The 19,249-nt window shown below is 32.4% G+C and carries 21 protein-coding genes and 1 tRNA gene; 20 read left to right on the top strand and 2 right to left on the bottom strand.

What is annotated here, in order from left to right; translation table 11 throughout:
* Window positions 1–70: 70 nt before the first annotated feature.
* Together ACJ6WR_RS14860 and ACJ6WR_RS14855 are read left to right on the top strand one after the other, a co-directional pair.
* The gene (locus ACJ6WR_RS14860; protein ID WP_017498096.1) at window positions 71–343 is read left to right on the top strand and encodes an HU family DNA-binding protein; all 273 of its coding nucleotides are present in this window, start codon (window positions 71–73) and stop codon (window positions 341–343) included.
* Between the two features lie 126 nt (window positions 344–469).
* Entirely contained in the window at window positions 470–1,030 is a 561-nt protein-coding gene (locus ACJ6WR_RS14855) for a YqgE/AlgH family protein (protein WP_039112398.1), read from the top strand.
* On the opposite strand, the gene ACJ6WR_RS14850 is transcribed toward ACJ6WR_RS14855, so the two are convergent.
* Together ACJ6WR_RS14850 and ACJ6WR_RS14845 are read right to left on the bottom strand one after the other, a co-directional pair.
* Window positions 1,031–1,864, bottom strand: coding sequence for an aminotransferase class IV (locus ACJ6WR_RS14850; RefSeq protein ID WP_039112280.1), 834 nt, complete (start codon window positions 1,862–1,864; stop codon window positions 1,031–1,033).
* Window positions 1,865–1,919: 55 nt separating this feature from the next.
* Complete coding sequence (locus ACJ6WR_RS14845; protein WP_035620801.1) at window positions 1,920–2,312, bottom strand: START-like domain-containing protein; 393 nt, start codon at window positions 2,310–2,312, stop codon at window positions 1,920–1,922.
* A gap of 153 nt (window positions 2,313–2,465) precedes the next feature.
* Between ACJ6WR_RS14845 and ACJ6WR_RS14840 the strand changes: the two genes are divergently transcribed.
* The 18 genes from ACJ6WR_RS14840 (at window position 2,466) to ACJ6WR_RS14755 (ending at window position 19,180) form a co-directional block, all read left to right on the top strand.
* Window positions 2,466–2,542 (top strand) — tRNA-Met (locus tag ACJ6WR_RS14840).
* A gap of 300 nt (window positions 2,543–2,842) precedes the next feature.
* Window positions 2,843–3,100, top strand: a complete 258-nt coding sequence (locus ACJ6WR_RS14835) for a hypothetical protein (protein ID WP_039112317.1) — start codon at window positions 2,843–2,845, stop codon at window positions 3,098–3,100.
* A 208-nt stretch (window positions 3,101–3,308) separates the two neighbouring features.
* Window positions 3,309–4,223: a bestrophin family protein gene (locus tag ACJ6WR_RS14830; RefSeq protein ID WP_409415642.1), complete on the top strand. Its 915-nt coding sequence runs from the start codon at window positions 3,309–3,311 to the stop codon at window positions 4,221–4,223.
* A gap of 360 nt (window positions 4,224–4,583) precedes the next feature.
* On the top strand, window positions 4,584–8,252 hold the full coding sequence (locus ACJ6WR_RS14825) for a PKD domain-containing protein (RefSeq protein WP_409415641.1): 3,669 nt from the start codon (window positions 4,584–4,586) through the stop codon (window positions 8,250–8,252).
* 172 nt (window positions 8,253–8,424) lie between these two features.
* Window positions 8,425–10,584: a DPP IV N-terminal domain-containing protein gene (locus tag ACJ6WR_RS14820; protein ID WP_409415640.1), complete on the top strand. Its 2,160-nt coding sequence runs from the start codon at window positions 8,425–8,427 to the stop codon at window positions 10,582–10,584.
* A 355-nt stretch (window positions 10,585–10,939) separates the two neighbouring features.
* Window positions 10,940–11,317: a nuclear transport factor 2 family protein gene (locus ACJ6WR_RS14815; protein WP_409415639.1), complete on the top strand. Its 378-nt coding sequence runs from the start codon at window positions 10,940–10,942 to the stop codon at window positions 11,315–11,317.
* A 249-nt stretch (window positions 11,318–11,566) separates the two neighbouring features.
* Window positions 11,567–12,103: a GNAT family N-acetyltransferase gene (locus ACJ6WR_RS14810; RefSeq protein WP_409415638.1), complete on the top strand. Its 537-nt coding sequence runs from the start codon at window positions 11,567–11,569 to the stop codon at window positions 12,101–12,103.
* 35 nt (window positions 12,104–12,138) lie between these two features.
* The gene (locus tag ACJ6WR_RS14805) at window positions 12,139–12,699 is read left to right on the top strand and encodes a hypothetical protein (RefSeq protein WP_039118065.1); all 561 of its coding nucleotides are present in this window, start codon (window positions 12,139–12,141) and stop codon (window positions 12,697–12,699) included.
* A 70-nt stretch (window positions 12,700–12,769) separates the two neighbouring features.
* Entirely contained in the window at window positions 12,770–13,690 is a 921-nt protein-coding gene (locus tag ACJ6WR_RS14800; protein ID WP_039118066.1) for an AraC family transcriptional regulator, read from the top strand.
* Between the two features lie 70 nt (window positions 13,691–13,760).
* The gene (locus ACJ6WR_RS14795) at window positions 13,761–13,961 is read left to right on the top strand and encodes a hypothetical protein (RefSeq protein ID WP_039118067.1); all 201 of its coding nucleotides are present in this window, start codon (window positions 13,761–13,763) and stop codon (window positions 13,959–13,961) included.
* A gap of 41 nt (window positions 13,962–14,002) precedes the next feature.
* Window positions 14,003–14,575, top strand: coding sequence for a pentapeptide repeat-containing protein (locus tag ACJ6WR_RS14790; protein ID WP_039118068.1), 573 nt, complete (start codon window positions 14,003–14,005; stop codon window positions 14,573–14,575).
* A 74-nt stretch (window positions 14,576–14,649) separates the two neighbouring features.
* Complete coding sequence (locus tag ACJ6WR_RS14785) at window positions 14,650–15,198, top strand: hypothetical protein (RefSeq protein ID WP_409415637.1); 549 nt, start codon at window positions 14,650–14,652, stop codon at window positions 15,196–15,198.
* Between the two features lie 40 nt (window positions 15,199–15,238).
* Window positions 15,239–16,075, top strand: coding sequence for a hypothetical protein (locus ACJ6WR_RS14780; RefSeq protein ID WP_086895153.1), 837 nt, complete (start codon window positions 15,239–15,241; stop codon window positions 16,073–16,075).
* Window positions 16,076–16,095: 20 nt separating this feature from the next.
* Window positions 16,096–16,626, top strand: coding sequence for a hypothetical protein (locus ACJ6WR_RS14775; protein WP_409415636.1), 531 nt, complete (start codon window positions 16,096–16,098; stop codon window positions 16,624–16,626).
* 51 nt (window positions 16,627–16,677) lie between these two features.
* Window positions 16,678–17,604 carry an alpha/beta hydrolase gene (locus ACJ6WR_RS14770; protein ID WP_409415635.1) on the top strand — a complete coding sequence of 309 codons (927 nt, stop codon included), beginning with the start codon at window positions 16,678–16,680 and terminating at the stop codon, window positions 17,602–17,604.
* A gap of 87 nt (window positions 17,605–17,691) precedes the next feature.
* On the top strand, window positions 17,692–18,219 hold the full coding sequence (locus ACJ6WR_RS14765; RefSeq protein ID WP_409415634.1) for a MepB family protein: 528 nt from the start codon (window positions 17,692–17,694) through the stop codon (window positions 18,217–18,219).
* 79 nt (window positions 18,220–18,298) lie between these two features.
* Window positions 18,299–18,931, top strand: a complete 633-nt coding sequence (locus ACJ6WR_RS14760; RefSeq protein ID WP_039118074.1) for a LysE family translocator — start codon at window positions 18,299–18,301, stop codon at window positions 18,929–18,931.
* A 60-nt stretch (window positions 18,932–18,991) separates the two neighbouring features.
* Window positions 18,992–19,180: a hypothetical protein gene (locus ACJ6WR_RS14755; protein ID WP_409415633.1), complete on the top strand. Its 189-nt coding sequence runs from the start codon at window positions 18,992–18,994 to the stop codon at window positions 19,178–19,180.
* Window positions 19,181–19,249: the final 69 nt, after the last annotated feature.

Here is a 19,249-nt window from a genome sequence, read left to right as displayed (position 1 = left end):
AAGGAACGTATTTCCTACTAAATTTGTGTATTGACAATTTTTTTTAACCAACAATTAATAACTAATTATTATGAACAAATCAGAATTAATCGATGCTATTGCTGCTGATGCAGGAATTACAAAAGCTGCGGCAAAATTAGCTTTAGAATCATTTTTAGGAAACGTAGGTGCTACTTTGAAAAAAGGTGGGAGAGTATCATTGGTAGGTTTTGGATCTTGGTCAGTATCAGCAAGAGCTGCGAGAGATGGTAGAAACCCTCAAACTGGAAAAACTATTCAAATCGCTGCTAAAAATGTTGTGAAATTCAAAGCAGGTGCTGAATTAGAAGGTGCAGTTAACTAAGAACAAGTTACATACGCTTTTAATATAATTAAAACCTTCCATATGGAAGGTTTTTTTTTGCCGTTTAACGATTTTATTTACGATTTTAAAAAATTTATTCTTAAATTTAATAAAAATTGTAACGATATGATTTCAGAAAAATTAAAAAAAGGACACCTGCTTATTGCCGAGCCTTCTATAATTGGAGACTTATCATTTAACAGGTCAGTGATTCTATTAGCAGATCACAATGAACAAGGTTCAATAGGTTTCATCATAAATAAGCCACTTAAATATACTATTAATGACTTAATTCCCGAAATCCAAGCCACGTTCAAGATTTATAATGGAGGTCCAGTTGAGCAGGATAATCTCTATTTTATCCATAATATACCCGATTTAATTCCGAATAGTGTCGAAATTTCAAATGGTATATATTGGGGAGGAGATTTTGAGTCTACAAAAGACTTAATTAATAGTGGAGCAATCAATAAGAACAACATACGTTTCTTTTTGGGCTACACTGGTTGGGACGAAAACCAACTCGAAACAGAAATGCAGGGTAACTCCTGGATTATAGCCGATAATAATTATAAAAATAAAATTATCGGAAAATCACCTACCCATTTCTGGAAAGAACAAATTATCGAACTGGGAGGCGATTATCTTATTTGGTCTAATGCACCAGAGAATCCGTATCTCAATTAATTAAGCAATACTTTCATTAAGTTTTTGCGTAAGGATACCAGATATCTTAGTCGTAAAATCTTTCTTTCTGTATTTGGTTATTGGTTGAATCCCTTTTATAACATTAGTAAGAAACAATTCGTCGGCTTTTTGAAGATCAAACGGCGATATTGGTTCTTCTACAACTTCTATGTCTGTTAGTTTTTTGGCAAGGGCTAAAATTTGTTTACGCATCACACCATTCAAACATCCTTCAGAAACTGGTGGTGTAATTAATTTATTACCCAACAACATAAATAAATTTCCTTGTAATGCTTCGATTGCATTCTTACTATCATTTAACAAAATACAATTATCCAGTCCGTTTTCATTTGCAAAAATACTTCCTGTGATATTTATTATTTTATTTGTCGTTTTTATTGATGACAATAATTGCTTGGTAACATAAAAATCCTTGTACAAATCAACTTCATATGGATTCTCATTTACTTCGTATGCTTTATTATCCAAAGCTGTCGCATGGATTAAAAAGGATACTGTATTGTTTTGAGGTAAATAATATCCGCCGTCATTACGATATACCGTAATTCTTGCTCTAGCCGAATCGGCAATAGAATTATGATTAAGCAATGAAAGGATTTGCTCCTCTAGATATTCCATTGTAAAGTTCATAGGAATCTCCATTCGAACTACACGCATTGAAGCCATTAGCCTAAAATAGTGATCCTCAAGAAAGAGGATTTTATTATTTACTATTTTAAGTGTTTCAAAAACACCATCTCCATACAAAAAAGCGCGATTTTGAATCAATAAATTATCGTCCTGCGCTACTATGTTTCCGTTAAAATTAATCATAAAAAAACCCTGAATTTTTGTTCAGGGCAAATATAAGTTATAAAATAGACTTTTACTAAACTGATCCGATAAGATGTTTTAGATCTGATATTTGATTTTCCCATAATTGTTTCGCTTCTCCAAGCTCATCTTTTTCGGCAAAATCGACTACCATAAGCGAAACATCTTTCGTTATTTCGTCTACGAGAATATGCAGTTCAAAGAAATACTCTGTGTCTTTGCTGCTTTCGTCAACCCATTTAAACTTAACTTTTTCGCCCGTTTTTTTGGATGCTAAACGTGCTTTTTCCTGAGAATCATTCCAGATGAATGTAAAAAACTCTCCACGTGAATTTACATTATCAGCAAACCATTCAGACAATCCTGATGGTGTAGATATATACTGATACAACAACTGCGGAGATGAATTTATAGGAAACTCGATTTCGTAACGTACTTTTAGATCCATGTGCCAGATTTAATTTTTTGGAAATATAAGAATATATCTCTGAAAAAAAGAGTTTTTTAAAAATATTTTTTTTTCTTTCATTTCTGCTTGCTAACTCTAAATTTATTTCTATATTTGCACCCGCAATGAGGGACATACTCTTACTGCAAATATGGCGAGATAGCTCAGTTGGTTAGAGCGCAGGATTCATAACCCTGAGGTCCCGAGTTCAAATCTCGGTCTCGCTACCAAAACAAACCCTTAAACAACAATTGTTTAAGGGTTTTTTATTGAAATTATGCTTAGAAAATACTGCCCTAATCCTTTAGGACTGACGATAAAATCATAAATTTGAAGTGATAAAATTAACCTTAACTAAATATTTTAGCCGCAAAGATGCTACTTCAATCTCGCCTAATATTGCTGAATCTATATGAAGCCTCTCTTAAACTTCATATTCAGAAGGTAAATTAAAGCTCCTCATCTTTTGCATGACTGCAAAAAAAACCAAAAAAAACAGCATTTTGCAAACTAAGTAATTTACAAACAACATGGATATAGTTAAATTTAAAATCACGTCTAAGACGATAAAAGTAGAAGTACGCAACTCTAATAATTATATTTTTAATTTCAATACTGCTTTAGAGATTGAAAAAGAAGACAAAGAAGTTTTATTAAGACTTTACAATGCATTAGACCTTCTTTTTAAGAAAGAAATCGCTAGCGAGACAAAAAATTACATTGCACCCAATCAAACTAATATACTTGATCAGATTTCTGCTGCTGATAATTTAGAACAGGAGAAATAAAATAGTATCGAATAAAGCTTAGCAGAAAGAATTATCAAAATACCCCTTAAACAATTATTATTTAAGGTTCTTTTTCTTTTGATAATGCTTCAAAAGCTACAATCATACCTACATTCCTTAAATACTACATAGCTACTTACCAAAAATTTGAGAGATACAATCAGGGATATAATTATTACTTTTGTAGTAACAAAATTGATTTCACCCAATGATTATAAAGAAAAAAAGCAATTGGTTTAAAATGTTGTTCGAATGGAATGGTTCCGTTTTGCCACAACTTATGCCGAGATTAATACTATTGTTATTGTTTTCGATATTGGTGGTGTATTTCAAACCTTTTTTATTAGAACATAATCTACATATTAATCCTGCTATATTTACTTTATTTGGAATTGCGTTGGCTATCTTTTTAGGCTTTCGTAATAACGTTAGCTACGACAGATTCTGGGAAGGCAGAAAACTTTGGGGAGCATTACTTAACGACACCAGATCGTTGGCTCGACAAAGTCATACATTAATAGACAATGACTATAATGAAAAACGTGACCAATTTATCAATTTACTTATTGCTTTCGTTTACGCATTAAAACACCAACTCAGACATACTGATTCTAGCGACGACATGAGTCGTCTTCTTTCTAAAGAATTTGCAAACACCTTAAAAGAAGTTCATTTTAAACCCATCATTATTTTAAGAGAATTAGGAAATTGGGTGAAGAACGCAAAAAAAGAAGGTAAAATCGATAGTATGTCCCAATTGGCATTTGAAGAAAACCTGAATAAACTTTCGGATATCGTAGGTGGTTGCGAAAGAATTGCCAGTACTCCTATTCCTTATACTTATAGTGTATTACTACATCGAACAGTTTATATATACTGCTTTATATTGCCTTTTGGCTTTGTAGAAACATTAGGCTGGATTACTCCATTTGCAATCGTGTTTATTGCCTATACATTTGTAGCCTTAGAAGCAATCGCAGATGAACTAGAAGATCCTTTTGGTCTACAACCTAACGATTTGGCTCTGGACACCATGTCGCAAATGATAGAAAACACACTTTTGGAATTAAACAACAAAAAGATAACTCCACCAAATAATTCCAACGATTATTACATTACCTAAAAACTGGTATCTATCCCTCAATTAAAAAAAAATTCCGATTAGTAATCTAGGATGTAGCAAAATCCTATCAGGCATCATACTACCTTGTGTTTTCTGTATATTTTTACCACAAAAAATACGAATCACTTTAAAAAACAACCAATATATTAACACCTAAACATATTTTTTAACATTAAACCAGATAATATACCATTATTTAATGTTAATATAATATAAATGTGCCACAACTCACTACTGTACTTTTATCAAAAAAAATATTTAGCTCAAGATTAAGACCACGACATTAGATCAATTTTTAATTTAAAAAATAGAAATTGACACTACAGGATCTAAGCTAATTACAAATTAACCTAAATTTTTATGAAAAAAAATTACTTAGTATTTGTGTTTTTACTGCTCTTCGCATTAAACACTTCTGCACAAACAATTATGGGATGCGGAACCAATTTATCTCAAAAAGAGCAAGATCTATTTAGACAATCTTTGCCAAAAATTGAAACTGCAAAAAAAGCTGGATTAACCAAGAAAAAGGACGCTGCTCCTTATATTATACCAGTAGTATTTCATATCCTAAATGACGGATCTAATATTGGGAAAACATTTACCAAAGCCCAAATGCAAAGCCGAATTAATGATGCAATCGATGTTTGCAACAAAGATTTTAATGGTTTATACCCTGCTTACAATACTGTAGACCCACGTTTTGAAGCTATAAAAAGCAAAATGAACATTCAATTTGTTCTGGCTACAGTTGACCCAGATGGCAATTTATTAGAAACTCCCGGAATGAACTGGCATCCAGAAGCACATATTGTCGATGGATACGATTCGAAAATTTATAATTATATGTACTACGGTAAAAACGGAAAATATTACTTAGACATAGTTGTTGTAGATGAACCTAACCCAGCTGATGGTGTTTATGGTTCTGGACATGCTTTTTTACCTGTACAAGATGTTGTTCCTCACGTAACTTATAATCATAGATATATTGGTACTACGGGTGGATCTGATGCTAATTTCCAATTTGCTAAAGAAATGTCTCATGAGTTTGGACATTATTTTGGTTTGCAACATACTTTTCAGAATGGTTGTGACCCAATTAACGATGGTATGGCAGATACTCCACCAACAACGCAGGGATTTGGTTGTAATTTATCGGCTGTAAATAGCTGCGGAGTTATTGCAAACTATCAAAATTTAATGGATTATAATGTAGATTGTCAATCTATGTTTACCAAAGACCAGACTAATGCAATGACTTATTGGCTAGACGATATGACTGTAGCCAAATATCCTAGAGGTTTTTTATGGCAAAACAGTAATTTAGCTTCTGTGGGAGTTATTAGTACAGCGCCAATAGCTCAACTTACAGCAAGTACAACTGCTATTTGTGCTAATAAAAGCATAACTTTTAAAGATGTTTCTCTTGGATTACCTACTTCCAGATCCTGGACTTTTATCGGAGGGTCACCAGCTACATCTACAGCGGTTAACCCAACAGTTACTTATACAACACCAGGAATTTATCCTGTTTCACTTACTGCTACTAACGCATTAGGAAACGACACCAAAACAATTACCAGCTATATAAAAGTTGATCAAAGATCTACAGTAAACTTAACTGAGAATTTTTCGGGAGCTTTTCCTCCAGACGGATGGGCTATTACAAATCCAGATGCAGGTTTAGCGTGGGAAAAACGTAAAGATGTTGGCAATGGAGATTCAGCATGTATGATTATGAATAATGCTGATAATGCTGTCGTTGGCGAACTGGATTACATACAACTTCCTTATTATAATTTTACAAATGGAGTAAATAGTCAACTCTATTTTGATGTTGCTTACACAAAATTTGATGATATAAGTCCAGACGTTCTTGAGGTAGAAGTTTCTACCGATTGTGGGGCAAGTTGGACATCTGTATATTCTAAAACACATACCGATCTTCAAACTACAACTACTCCTATAACGCTTCCAAATAACTGGATTCCGAGTACACCTGAAAACTGGAGAAAAGAAATCGTAAATCTTAATGCTTATATAGGAAATCCAAATGTTACAATTCGTTTTAAAAACAAATCAGGTTATGGAACCCGCATTTGGATAGACAATGTAAATGTAGCGATTACTCAAAGTCTTACTCCTATATCTGATTTTTCTGCTGCTGTTACCAAAACAAATTGCGCAAGTTTAGTTGTTCCATTTAAAGATACCTCAACAGGAAACCCTACAAGTTGGTCATGGTCTTTCCCAGGTGGAATTCCTGCAACCTCAACAGCACAAAATCCAATAGTAACATATACTACAAATGGTTCTTATAATGTTACTTTAACAACTACAAATCCATCTGGTACAGGAACTTCAGTTACCAAATTAAACTTTATTACAGTAACTACTCCTGTAGGCGCTTCGTTTACAGAAACCTTCGAAGGAACTTTTCCTCCAGCTGGATGGGAAGTCACTAACCTAAATAACAATCTAACATGGGAAAAAAGTACTGCTGCTGGCAGAAATTCTTCCTCTTGTATGATTATAAACAATGCAGATAATGCTGCAGGAGATGTAGATGAAATTACATTGAAACCATTAAACTTAGCAGTTGGTGCAACTGATTTCTCTTTTGATGTTGCTTATGCAAAATTTGATGCAGATAGTCCTGATCTTCTAAATATTTTAATTTCCAAAGATTGTGGAACCACTTGGACACCTTTATACTCTAAAACTCATACGGTACTAGAAACTGCCACAAGTACAAATCCTAATAATTGGGTTCCAACATCAGATTCTGATTGGAGAACTGAAAGAATTTCATTAACAGCTTTTAAAGGAAACCCTAACGTTCTGATTAAATTTGTGAATACATCTGGTTATGGTGCGAGAATTTGGATTGATAATTTAAAATTTACTTTTGATAGTAAAGAAAAACCATATACTGATTTTAAAATTACAAGTTCAATGATTTGTAGTGATTTACCAGTTCAATTCTCAGATACTTCTTTTGGTGAGCCAACTTCATGGTTATGGTCTTTTCCAGGAGGAACACCAGCAACTTCTACAAGCAAGAATCCAGCTGTAGTATATAATACTCCAGGTGATTATAATGTTACTTTAGTTGCTACTAATACTTACGGACAAGGTACAACCATGCTAAAAACAAGCGCAGTAACAATAAAAGGTAAAAATACTTTACCTGTTACTGAGAATTTTAATGATGCTTTCCCTCAGCAAGACTGGCAAGTTCTAAATTTAAATGCAGATCCTATTACTTGGGAACAACGCACCGATGTAGGTAAAGGAGATTTAACTTGTTTAGTTATCAATAATGCTGATGCTCCAACAGGAATGGTCGATGAGTTAATTTTAAAATCAATGGATTTTACAACAGCTGATAAACCTCATTTACATTTTGATCTTGGATACACACAATATTTAAGTGTTTTTGACCCTGCTCCTGCCCCAGATCAGATCGATATTTTAGTTTCATCAGATTGCGGTGTTAATTGGACAAATGTATATTCTAAGAATCAATTGCAATTGCAAACTGTATTGCCTCCTATTCAGGATGACCCTGCTACTACGCAAGCAAATGAAACTAATGACTGGAAGCCAACACAAGATTCTGATTGGAGAAGCGAAACTGTAGATTTAAGTGTTGTAAAAAACCAATCGAGTGTTCTAGTTAAGATAAGAAACACATCGGGTTATGGTACCAGAGTTTGGTTTGACAATTTCAAAATCAACAACAGTCCAACATTAAATGTAAAAGAAAATAAAATCGAGGGAGTTGTGGTATATCCTAATCCATCAAAAGATTTATTTACTGTATATATTCCTTCATTAGATCAAGAAGAATACGAAGCTTCTGTTTACAGTGTTACGGGACAATTAATATTAAGTACAACATCATCAAAAATTAAATCAAATGATATAACAATTGATTTATCTGGAAAAGTAAATGGTGTTTACATTTTAAAAATTAAATCGTCAAGCGGAAAAACAATAATCAGTAAATTAATAAAGGAATAGCAAAAATGTGAATCAAGGGATCAAACAACACAACTACAAATTAAGATTAAACCTAACAGATTTAAAAACCCGTTAGGTTTATACAAAAATTCAACTCTTGATTCGCATTAATCATTAATTTTATAGCGCTATAACCATAGCGCTATTATTAATCTAAAATTACATAAGTATAATGAAAAAGCATTTTCTACTATTATTATTAATCTGCTCGAGTGTTTTTGCTCAGGAAAGCATTGATATTAATCGGTTAAATTGGTTGCCAAACTCCCATTCTTTTTGGGTAAACTCCCAAGGAAACGTAGTTGTTTACGATGTTGATAAACTAAACCAAAACACTACTATTTTAACTCAGGAGCAGTTACAAAAATCTGGATTTACGGGTGAAATAGAACAATTGGTTTGGAACCAAAACAAAACAAAAGTATTGGTCTATACTAATTCTAAGAAAGTTTGGAGAGCTAATACCAAAGGAGATTATTGGTTTTTTGACCTTGCAACTGGTAAAGGAAAGCAACTTGGTACAAGCTTAGAAAAGTCATCCTTAATGTTTGCTAAGTTTTCTAATGATAATGAGAACGTAGCCTATGTTTCGCAACATAACATTTATCTGGAAAATCTAGTTACTGGAAAAATAACTCCGCTAACAACCGATGGAACTGATAAAATCATCAACGGAACTTTTGATTGGGTTTATGAAGAAGAACTTGCAGCTCGAGATGGTTTTAGATGGAGTCCGGATGGAAAAAGCATTTCGTTTTGGCGTGTAGATGCATCCCAAACAAAATTCCATTTAATGATAAACAATACCGATGCACTATATCCTTTTACAGTTCCTGTAGAATATCCAAAAGCAGGCGAAAAACCATCATCTGTAAAAATTGGGGTAATCGATATTACTTCATTAAAAACAAATTGGTTAAATATTCCAGGTGAGCCAGACAATAACTATTTGGTTCGAATGGAATGGATCAACAATCAAAATGTAATGGTTGTTCAGTTAAACAGACTTCAAAACCAAGCTTCTATTTATACTTGTGATGCAAAGTCTGGAACAGCTAATTTAATCTATCAAGAAAAATCAGAATCATGGATTGATGTTTTTGACATCTCTTCGGGAGAATACGATGTTTTTCCTTGTCAGTTTGTAGATAACGGAAAAGCTTTTTTATGGAGCTCAGATGCTGATGGTTGGATGCATATTTATAAAATTAGTGCCGATGGTAAAAAGAAAGAATTAATTACCACCGAAAATTTCGACGCTTATTATAAAGCATATAATCAGGAAACAAAATCTATCTATTATATTGCCAGTCCTACAGATGCAACACAACGCTATTTGTATGAAACCAATTTGAATACAAAAAAAACAAAACGCATTACTCCTAAAGAATTTGAAGGAACAAATGAATACCGTTTTTCTACAGATGGTAAATATGCCAAACATACCAACTCTAACATTAATCGTGATTACAACACACGCTTAGTCGCTTTACCTAGTCATAAAAAAATATTACCACAAACAGCTGATTCTTTTGTAGCTCCGGATCGTAATTATTCTTTAGAGAAATTTAAAGTTACTACTGTAGATGGTATCGAAATGGACGGAATAATGGCTAAACCATTAGACTTTGATCCTAATAAAAAGTACCCTGTGTTCTTTTATGTTTATGGAGAACCAATGGCTTCTGTAGCAAATGACGAACCATATTTTTATCCGTACATCGCCTATTTAATTCCAGAAGGATATATAGGAATTGCTATGGATAACCGAGGAACTCCTGTAATGAAAGGTACAAAATGGAGAAAATCGATTTATAAAAACATCGGAATCGTAAATACTCGTGATCAAGCCATGGCTGCCAAAGAGGTTTTAAAATGGAAATTTATCGATACCGACAGAGTTGCCATTCACGGATGGAGCGGCGGTGGAGCAGTAACATTAAATTTAATGTTTCAATATCCTGAAATTTACAAAACAGGAATTGCAGTTGCTGCTGTAACCGATCAGCATTTTTATGATAATATTTATACAGAAAGATATATGGGATTGCCTAGCGAAAACGAAGTAACTTATGTTAAAGCATCACCAGTAACTCACGCCAAAAACCTAAAAGGAAACTTATTATATGTTCATGGAACAGGCGATGATAACGTACATTATAAAAACGCCGAAGTTTTAATTAACGAATTAGTTAAATACGATAAAATGTTCGACTTGATGATTTATCCTAATCGTTCGCACAGTATATCCGAAGGTGAAGGAACAAGAAAACATCTTTTAGATACCTTTATGAAATACATAAGAGAGAACTCTCCTCCAGGAGCAAAATAATTCAAAGACATTTTAACTTGTCATCTTTCTCAGTCTTGTCATTCTTAGGAATGGTGAGGCTGAGTTTTTTTTTGAGAAAAGGTTCAAAGGTTCAGAGAAGCAAAGGTACAAAGGTTTTAAGCCACAGAGGTGCTACGATTCTATCGTATTTTGCATAGCCCACGGTTTCAACCGTGGGATACGGATTGTGATAATGCATTGTGCTCCAACGGTTGAAACCGTTGGCAATGTTTATATTCGCCAGTTCGCTATCGCTCGTGTATTCCTGTGTCAGATAGACACATTTGAAGAAATTCTTGATAAATATTTATATATTAGCTGAAGAAATAGATTCCTCGAATATAAGACTATTATCATGATCAAAAGAGAAAAAGCAATTCAGAATTACATTGACGGTTATAACCAATTTGATATTGACAAAATGGTTTCAGATTTTGACGAAGCTATAATCTTTGAGAATATTCAAGGTGGCGAAACAAATATGTCTTTAGCTGGATTAACCTCTTTTAAACAGCAAGCTGAACAGGCAAAAGCATATTTCTCGAGCCGAACACAAACCATAAAATCTTTTAAACATTTAGAAAACGAAACCGAAATAGAGATTAACTACTTTGCAATTTTAGGAATGGACTTTCCTAATGGACTCAAAAAAGGACAAGAACTGAATTTAAAAGGAAAATCAATCTTTAAATTTTCAGGTGACAAAATTTCTAAATTAACAGATATTAGCTAACATTCTATAAACAACAAAAAGTAATCAACTCATGAGTATTTACAAAAAAATAGGAATTGGTTTTATTATAAATGGTATAATAATGTTTCTTATAACTGGGGCATTGTTTAGCTATATGGGAACAATAACTCCATTAATAAAACTGATTGCCGAAATATCTTTTATATGTTGGGTTCCTTCAATAATTTTAGGAATATTTATGATAGTAATAAAAAGAAAGAAATAAAATAATACTTCACCCCATCAATCATGACCATAAACATAGACCAAAACCTAAAACTTGAGTTAATCCACGAGAATCATGCACAACCAATCTTTGATCTTGTTGATGCAAACAGAACACATTTAAGAGAATGGTTACCATTTGTAGACAGAATGCAAACAGTTGAATTTGCAGAGAATTTTGTAAAAGGGACAATGCAACGAAACAAAGACGGAAATGAGTATGCTTTTGTTATTGTTGATAATGGAAAAGTCATAGGAAGAATTGGCGTTTATAAAATTGATGGTCAGAATAAAATTGGAGAAATCGGATATTGGCTTGCCGAAAACCTACAAGGAAAAGGGATTATAACTAAATCTTGTAAAGCAATTATTAACTTTGGTTTTTCGGGTTTGCAATTAAACCGAATCGAAATAAAATGTGGAACCGAAAACTTTAAAAGCAAAACAATCCCAGAAAAACTTAACTTTACCAAGGAAGGCATTATTCGCCAAGGAGAATTACTTTACGATAAATTTATCGACTTGAATTTATATTCACTTCTTAAATCTGATATCGAGTAAAACATCTTAGTCCATCCAAAAACTAAATTCATAAAATGAAAAATATAAAATTTACAAAACTCATCCTTCTTTTTAGCCTTATCACATTAGTTTCATGTAGTGAACCAGTAACTATTGATGAATTTGCCATCGAAATTACAAATAGCATTAAAGATAAAGATGCAGAAGATTTGTATTCTTTGTTTATATCTCCCAAAGAAAATGCTGCTTATGGTTTTGTAAATGGTACAATAACTCCTGAGGAATCTTCGAGATTAAAGTCCAACGAAGATTTAATAAAGCTAATTGTTAGAAAAGGAAAACAAAGAAAACCGGAAGATATCAAACGTATAAATCAGTTTATTTCGGAGGCGCATTCTTTATTTAATTGGGAAAACATCAAATTGGTAAAAACAGAATCTGCTTTAGTAGAAACTAAAAAAGTTAATACCATAAGAAATAAAGTAACTATTGAGGCTGCTACTTATGACTTAAAAATCATAATCGAATTAAATGATAATAAAGTATATCATTTAAAAGTAAACAAAGCAATGAAAGTAAATGATCGTTGGGTAATCTTCCCTACGAATGGTTTTGGGATTGAAATTGAGAAATAAGTAAACAAGAAACCTATTTTTAATTCCTATTTTCGCTGAGTAAATTTTACTACGAATACCAAACAGGAAAATGAAAGCGAAAAAAGAGGAAGATATAAAAACCTATGGTGCAAAAGATTTTCGGGATAAGTTCCTTGAATCTGAAAATACTGTAGAACATCTCTTTAAATCAAATTCAGAACATTTTTTTTGTTTGAGGCTTGAAGATGTAAATCAACTAAAATATCCTGTACCTCCATCCAAACACATTTGCCATACGTTACTTTTTATCACTTCTGGAGTTCACAAATTAAAAGTTGGATTTGAAGAATATACTACTAAGGAAAATGAAATGATACTTGTTCCTGCCGGACAGATTTACTCGATAGATTTTATGAGTAAAAAGATAACTGGTATTATATGTCAGTTTCATCAGGATATCCTAATTGGGAAATATGGTAATCGGGAAATGCTAAATGATTTTGATTTTTTGAAAGTTTGGGGAAATCCTACTGTAAATTTCCAAAAACAAGAAGCTGGATTTATTTCGAACTTATTAAATCGTTTACTTATTGAATATACCGAAACTGGTAGTACCAATCTGGATATTATACAACCATACCTTATTGCTTTACTTTTCGAAATAAACAAGAACGCCGTAAAAACCAATAAAACCCTCACGGCAGCAACTACACTTACAACTAAGTTTAAAGAACTTATTTATTTACATATAAAAACCCAACATCAGGTAAGTTATTATGCCTCGATTCTGAATGTCACTCCAAATCATTTAAACAAATCGGTTAAATCAGTCACAGGAAAATCGCCTACAAAATGGATAGACGAAACAATCCTACTAGAAGCCAAATACTTATTATACCAAACCAATCTTACCATTAACGAAATTGCAATACAGGTAGGACATTATGATCAATCGTACTTTAGTCGTATCTTCAAAAAACACGAAGGCGTCACTCCTATTGAGTATCGGAAAATGATTGATAAATCCTAACTCCTGCTTATTGAATCCTAATAGAATTGTCTCTTTATTATTGACATTTGCAAACTAAAAAAAGCAAATAATGATTTACGTTTTCAAAACTTCGGTAAACACAGAATCGAAATTAGAATCGGCAACAACAATCCTTAACGAATTATTACCAGACGCAAAGTGGAATTTCGATCTTGAAGATTGGGATAATATTTTAAGAATTGATAGCGAAGCCGATATAGTCGAAATGATACTAAACAACCATGTTTTTGATTGTATCGAATTAGAATAAATATCGCATTTGCAACAATTAACTTTCATCATCAATTTATTATGGACACATTACTTCAACAAGGCAAGACATTTGAAAACATCGATTACTCAGAAAAGAAATTAGTTGATTTCGAATTTTTTAATTGCGACTTTATAAACTGTAACTTTTCAAAAAGCGATTTAAGTAATAACGACTTTATAGACTGCAACTTTAAGAACTGTAATTTCTCTTTGGCAACGCTACGAAACACAGGATTGAAAAACATTAAATTTACTGATTGCAAATTAATGGGATTAGACTTTAGTGACAGTAATGCCTTTTTATTCTCCATGAACTTTCAGGGTTGTATCCTGGACTACTCTACTTTTTTACAAAGAAAATTAAAGAAAACAAACTTCTTCGATTGTTCTCTAAAAGATGTAGATTTCTCCGAAGCCGATTTGACTCAAGCTGTATTTAAAAACTGCGACCTTTCGAACGCAACATTTGTACGAAGTATTCTTGAGAAAGCAGATTTTCGTACTGCAAAAAACTATTCTTTCGACCCAGAAGAAAACAGAGTCAAAAACGCTAAATTCTCCCGTTTGGAACTTGCGGGATTATTAGAGAAATTTAATCTTGATATTGAGTAAATCAAAGAGAAAGACTAGATTATGGTAGAATTTTTATTTGTATTTTCGTTCTATTAAAACAACAAAATGCTGATATGAAGAAATACTACCTATTACTAATCTTAACAATTATAAGCTGCAACAATTCAACTAAAGTTATTCCAAAAGAAAATATTACTTCAAAAAAAGAATTGAAAAAATTCTACGAATCTGATAAAATTGACCATTACTATTTGGACATTTCAGAAGATAAAATCATTGATATTCTATGTATTAAAAACGGGACTAACGACGAAAAAAATCTAGGCCAACTATTAGCTGGCCATTATCCTGATTCTATCTCAGAACCTAACTTTGAATCCGATTTAAAAAAATTCCATTTTGTAAAGCAAGAACTAAACGGAGAAAAGAAAAAAGAAGTGGAAAACATTTTTAGTCAAAAAGATTCCTTACGATATGAATATTCTTCCTGTATTCCTGAATATCGCGATATCTTTATTTTCAAAAGAAAAGATTCTATAATCGGAATAGCAAAAGTTTGTTTTGGATGTGGTATTTCTCAATTCATAGGAACTAAAGTAGATACCGAAGGATTCGGATTAAATACTGAATTAGATAAACTCGAGAAAATCATTCGAAATTAGAAGTAAATAAAAAATAGTTAACGGAGAATCATAAAGCCAGATGAACGAAAAAACAACTGTAGACAACGCCATTAAAAAAGGTAAATGGTTAATTAATTACCCCGCACGAACAATATTATTTACATCAATTTTTATTGCTATTTTTCTTCAAACTCAAAACATCGTAACAGGTTGGTTAATTATACCAATTGTATATATCCTTCCTTTTTTCTTAGCTTGCTTATATTGGTGCCTTACAATTACCAAGTGGAGGATTTGGGCGTTTACAAACGTTAGAAATGTTCATGAATTAAAAAAAAGAGCTATTCAGGAAAGGTTAATTGGCACTGATAACAGTATTTATCAAAAAGCAGAAATAAAAAGTCCCGGAGATAAAAAGAAATGGGATTCGTTACTATTAAAATTTGAAAAGGAAGATGTATTTCAAGACAACATATTTATCCCAAAACAAACTATAATTTTTTATTCCAAAAGCAAAAATTCAATCCAAATGCTTTTAGGTATTTCGAGTATTATCCTTGGTGGCTACTTACTATTTAATTCAAGAAGCCTGCCTTTAGGAATACTATTAACATTTGCAGGTCTTTATTTAACTTACAAAGAATTCAGAGAAGTTATAAATACTACACCTCAGATAATTTTAAATGAAAAAGGTATAGAAACCATAAAAACAAAGTTTCACAATTGGGAATCTATAAAGAACGAAGAAGCAATCTGTGAGGGCTTTGGAAAAAACAGACATTATTATTTAGTCTACGATTATCCTGGTGGGAGAGAATATTTGCAAATAGATAGTTATACTACAAATATGAAATCTCTAAATAAGTTATTGATATTATACAGAGGTCGATCAAAACAAATAAATAATTCGATTTAACCAACAGTAAAATCCTAACAATGATATTTATAATTAATTCTAAAAATACAAATCTCATAACACGTGAGGAACTTTCTGTTACCGAATGGGCTGAAAAATTAGATAAATTTGTTAGATATATAGCTTTTACAAATGACAACGAACTCATAAAACAGCTTACTTATGAGTACAATCTTAATCACAGCCAGATTGAAGAAATTAAAAAATGCCTTGAAAACGAAAAGATAAAATCTCATCGTTATTCATGTACCAAATACGAGCATTTTAAAATTGAGCCAGTTTATTTGGAAATTAGAAAGGTAAAAGGAAAACTAATTTATTGGAAAGATTGGGATTATATTTTTGAGAAACGAGACAACGATTACTTTCTTTGGTGTTTTCTGGGAGGTTTTGCCGATGCACAACGAGAAATAAAACTGAGTGAAGAACACATCAAAAAGTACAAAGAAAAAGGTCTTGCGCAAATAGATTATTTAATAGACAATCTAAGAAAGCTACACAACTCCGAAGAATATGAACTTGCAATAACCGAGAATAGAAAGATAATGTAAATCGTTCTTTCTGATATTTTCCTTATATTTCAAGTTCTATTTTACAACTTCATGAAACAATTACTTTTAACTCTTTATTTACTTATCGGAATGTCTAATTATCAATATGCCCAAAATGTTATCCCTTTATATAACGGTAAAGTCCCAAACGCTAAAGAAATTGCAGACTTAACAGATTCTGTTATGGTTTATGATACTGGTGCAAAAAAAATCACTGTAATTACAAGAGTCGCTACTCCAGACCTCACTGTTTTTCTTCCCGAAAAAAATAAAGCTACAGGAATTGCTGTAATTATTTGTCCTGGTGGCGGCTATTCAGGCGTGGCAATTGATCATGAAGGTTATGCTATTGCAAAAAAACTAAACGAAAGCGGAATAGCAGGATTTGTATTAAAATACCGCTTACCAATTGCAAAATATGTCGAAAACAAAGAAATAGTTCCTTTGCAAGATGCGCAACGTGCTATTGAATTGGTAAGAGAAAATGCCAAAAATTGGGGAATAAATCCAAACAAAATTGGAATTCAAGGTAGTTCTGCCGGGGGACATTTGGCTGCAACTGCGGGAACACATTATACCAAATCATATATCGCCAATCCGTTAAAAACCAATTTGCGTCCCGACTTTATAATTCTTACTTATCCTGTTATTAGTATGACAGATAGTTTAACACATATGGGATCCAGAAATAATTTGCTTGGAAAAGACGCATCTCCCGAGGAAATTAAAGAATACTCGAATGAATTGCATGTAACACCAAATACTCCTCCTTCATTTATTACTCATGCCATAGATGATCCTGATGTTATAGTACAAAACTCGCTTGTATTTATTGCTGCTTTGCAAAAAAACAAAGTCCCAGTAGAATCTTTCTTTTATGCCAAAGGGGGTCATGGTTTCGGGATGGACAATCCTACCAGCGATGTACAATGGATTGATAACTGTATTGATTGGATTTTGAAAACCAATAAAAAATAACCCCTTCAATAATTTAAACGAAAATAAAAACTAAACGGCTTAGGTAGTTTAAATTTTATATAATCCTCCGAAATCTAATAACAAAGCATGACAACCTCAACCATTTGGTCTACAAATACCATTCATAAAGATTTGCTTGAAGCAAAAGAACTACTATACGATACTTGCAACTTAGAATGTTCGCAACCTATAGCCGAAGCAGAAAGTGCCGATTATGGTGCTTATACTTTTAAAATAAACAATCAGGCTGTTATATACCGTGTGGCAAAAATTACCCCAACAAAAGTGGGACAATTTGTTACTTTGTGGAAAAGAAGCCTAAAAGGTCCTATTGCCCCTTTTGAGATTACAGATGATATCGATTTTTTTATTGTAAGCACTAGAAATAGTTCTCACTTTGGACAATTTATTTTTCCGAAATCGATACTACACCAAAAAGGAATTTTATCTGATAATAAGAAAGAAGGCAAACGTGCCATTCGTGTATATCCGCCTTGGGACAGCACAACAAGTAAACAAGCACAGAAAACACAACAATGGCAATTAGATTATTTTGTTGCCCTACCGAGCGATAAACCTGTAGATTTGGATTTAATAAAAAAATTAATTTCGTGATAAATAAATTCATATTTTAGCTAATGCTTAAAACTTAAGCAGATAACAAAACCAATTATTAATACTAAAAACGATAGCCATGACAGGAATAGAAAGCTTAGGAACATTTATAATAGCAGCAACAATTGTAGTTATTACTCCAGGGATTGACACTATCATGGTATTAACAAGAAGTATTTCTCTAGGCAAGAAAGCAGGATTATATTCGGCATTAGGAGTTAGCTTAGGGCTAATTGTTCATACACTTGCAGCTACATTTGGGCTTTCGCTCATTTTAGCACAATCGGCACTGGCATTTAGCATAGTTAAATATTTAGGAGCTGCCTATTTATTTTATCTAGGCTATAAATCGCTTACCGCAAAAGCAGATCAAACAGAAATAAAATCTATTGAAGTTAAAAATACCGCTAACAGAAAGTTATTTTTCACAGCACTTTTAAGCGATGTTCTAAATCCTAAAATTGCAATTTTCTTCTTAGCATTTTTACCGCAATTTGTAAAAAGTTCAGAGATAAACAATCCTGTTCCATACTTATTACTAGGGTTCATCATCTTTATCATAACCTTAATATGGTGTTCATTTTTAGCATTAATGGGAAGTAACGTTGCAACACTTTTTAATAAAAACAAAAATGCCGAAAGTCGATTAAACAAAATGACTGGAATTGTTTTTATCTTACTTGGCCTAAAAGTCGCACTTACAAAAAGATGATTTTAACGAATTGTTACCTTTCTAAATAAATTCATTTAAAACCAATTTAAAGAACACGATATGAAAAAGATTTCCAGATTACTCTTGTTTTTAGCAGCTGTAGGTTTAGTTACCGGAGCAGTGATTAAGCTTCAAGGTTTTAAAAACATTGGAGATGTATTTCTTGGTGTATCAACTCTCATTTGGTTCTACATTATTAGTTCTTTTATTTATGAAAGAGCAAAGAAAGATAAACTAAAGACAAACTAAAGACAAACTAAATATTCAGAAACATCTAATCAATCTTTAGGCAAAAGCATACAATAATAAACGCTCGAA

Origin of the sequence: Flavobacterium sp. PS2, assembly GCF_046250155.1 — a bacterium.
GTDB lineage: Bacteria > Bacteroidota > Bacteroidia > Flavobacteriales > Flavobacteriaceae > Flavobacterium.
The sequence above is the reverse complement of the archived record's forward strand: the minus strand, read 5'-3'. Positions and strand labels throughout refer to the sequence as shown.

What these genes read in the sequence shown, in the direction of transcription:
- ACJ6WR_RS14790 (WP_039118068.1), top strand. Translation starts at nt 14,003, where the DNA reads ATGGACACATTACTTCAACAAGGCAAGACATTTGAAAACATCGATTAC.
- ACJ6WR_RS14775 (WP_409415636.1), top strand. Translation starts at nt 16,096, where the DNA reads ATGATATTTATAATTAATTCTAAAAATACAAATCTCATAACACGTGAG.
- ACJ6WR_RS14800 (WP_039118066.1), top strand. Translation starts at nt 12,770, where the DNA reads ATGAAAGCGAAAAAAGAGGAAGATATAAAAACCTATGGTGCAAAAGAT.
- ACJ6WR_RS14835 (WP_039112317.1), top strand. Translation starts at nt 2,843, where the DNA reads ATGGATATAGTTAAATTTAAAATCACGTCTAAGACGATAAAAGTAGAA.
- ACJ6WR_RS14765 (WP_409415634.1), top strand. Translation starts at nt 17,692, where the DNA reads ATGACAACCTCAACCATTTGGTCTACAAATACCATTCATAAAGATTTG.
- ACJ6WR_RS14785 (WP_409415637.1), top strand. Translation starts at nt 14,650, where the DNA reads ATGAAGAAATACTACCTATTACTAATCTTAACAATTATAAGCTGCAAC.
- ACJ6WR_RS14780 (WP_086895153.1), top strand. Translation starts at nt 15,239, where the DNA reads ATGAACGAAAAAACAACTGTAGACAACGCCATTAAAAAAGGTAAATGG.
- ACJ6WR_RS14770 (WP_409415635.1), top strand. Translation starts at nt 16,678, where the DNA reads ATGAAACAATTACTTTTAACTCTTTATTTACTTATCGGAATGTCTAAT.
- ACJ6WR_RS14850 (WP_039112280.1), bottom strand. Translation starts at nt 1,864, where the DNA reads ATGATTAATTTTAACGGAAACATAGTAGCGCAGGACGATAATTTATTG.
- ACJ6WR_RS14810 (WP_409415638.1), top strand. Translation starts at nt 11,567, where the DNA reads ATGACCATAAACATAGACCAAAACCTAAAACTTGAGTTAATCCACGAG.
- ACJ6WR_RS14855 (WP_039112398.1), top strand. Translation starts at nt 470, where the DNA reads ATGATTTCAGAAAAATTAAAAAAAGGACACCTGCTTATTGCCGAGCCT.
- ACJ6WR_RS14830 (WP_409415642.1), top strand. Translation starts at nt 3,309, where the DNA reads ATGATTATAAAGAAAAAAAGCAATTGGTTTAAAATGTTGTTCGAATGG.
- ACJ6WR_RS14755 (WP_409415633.1), top strand. Translation starts at nt 18,992, where the DNA reads ATGAAAAAGATTTCCAGATTACTCTTGTTTTTAGCAGCTGTAGGTTTA.
- ACJ6WR_RS14760 (WP_039118074.1), top strand. Translation starts at nt 18,299, where the DNA reads ATGACAGGAATAGAAAGCTTAGGAACATTTATAATAGCAGCAACAATT.
- ACJ6WR_RS14845 (WP_035620801.1), bottom strand. Translation starts at nt 2,312, where the DNA reads ATGGATCTAAAAGTACGTTACGAAATCGAGTTTCCTATAAATTCATCT.
- ACJ6WR_RS14805 (WP_039118065.1), top strand. Translation starts at nt 12,139, where the DNA reads ATGAAAAATATAAAATTTACAAAACTCATCCTTCTTTTTAGCCTTATC.
- ACJ6WR_RS14815 (WP_409415639.1), top strand. Translation starts at nt 10,940, where the DNA reads ATGATCAAAAGAGAAAAAGCAATTCAGAATTACATTGACGGTTATAAC.
- ACJ6WR_RS14820 (WP_409415640.1), top strand. Translation starts at nt 8,425, where the DNA reads ATGAAAAAGCATTTTCTACTATTATTATTAATCTGCTCGAGTGTTTTT.
- ACJ6WR_RS14825 (WP_409415641.1), top strand. Translation starts at nt 4,584, where the DNA reads ATGAAAAAAAATTACTTAGTATTTGTGTTTTTACTGCTCTTCGCATTA.
- ACJ6WR_RS14795 (WP_039118067.1), top strand. Translation starts at nt 13,761, where the DNA reads ATGATTTACGTTTTCAAAACTTCGGTAAACACAGAATCGAAATTAGAA.
- ACJ6WR_RS14860 (WP_017498096.1), top strand. Translation starts at nt 71, where the DNA reads ATGAACAAATCAGAATTAATCGATGCTATTGCTGCTGATGCAGGAATT.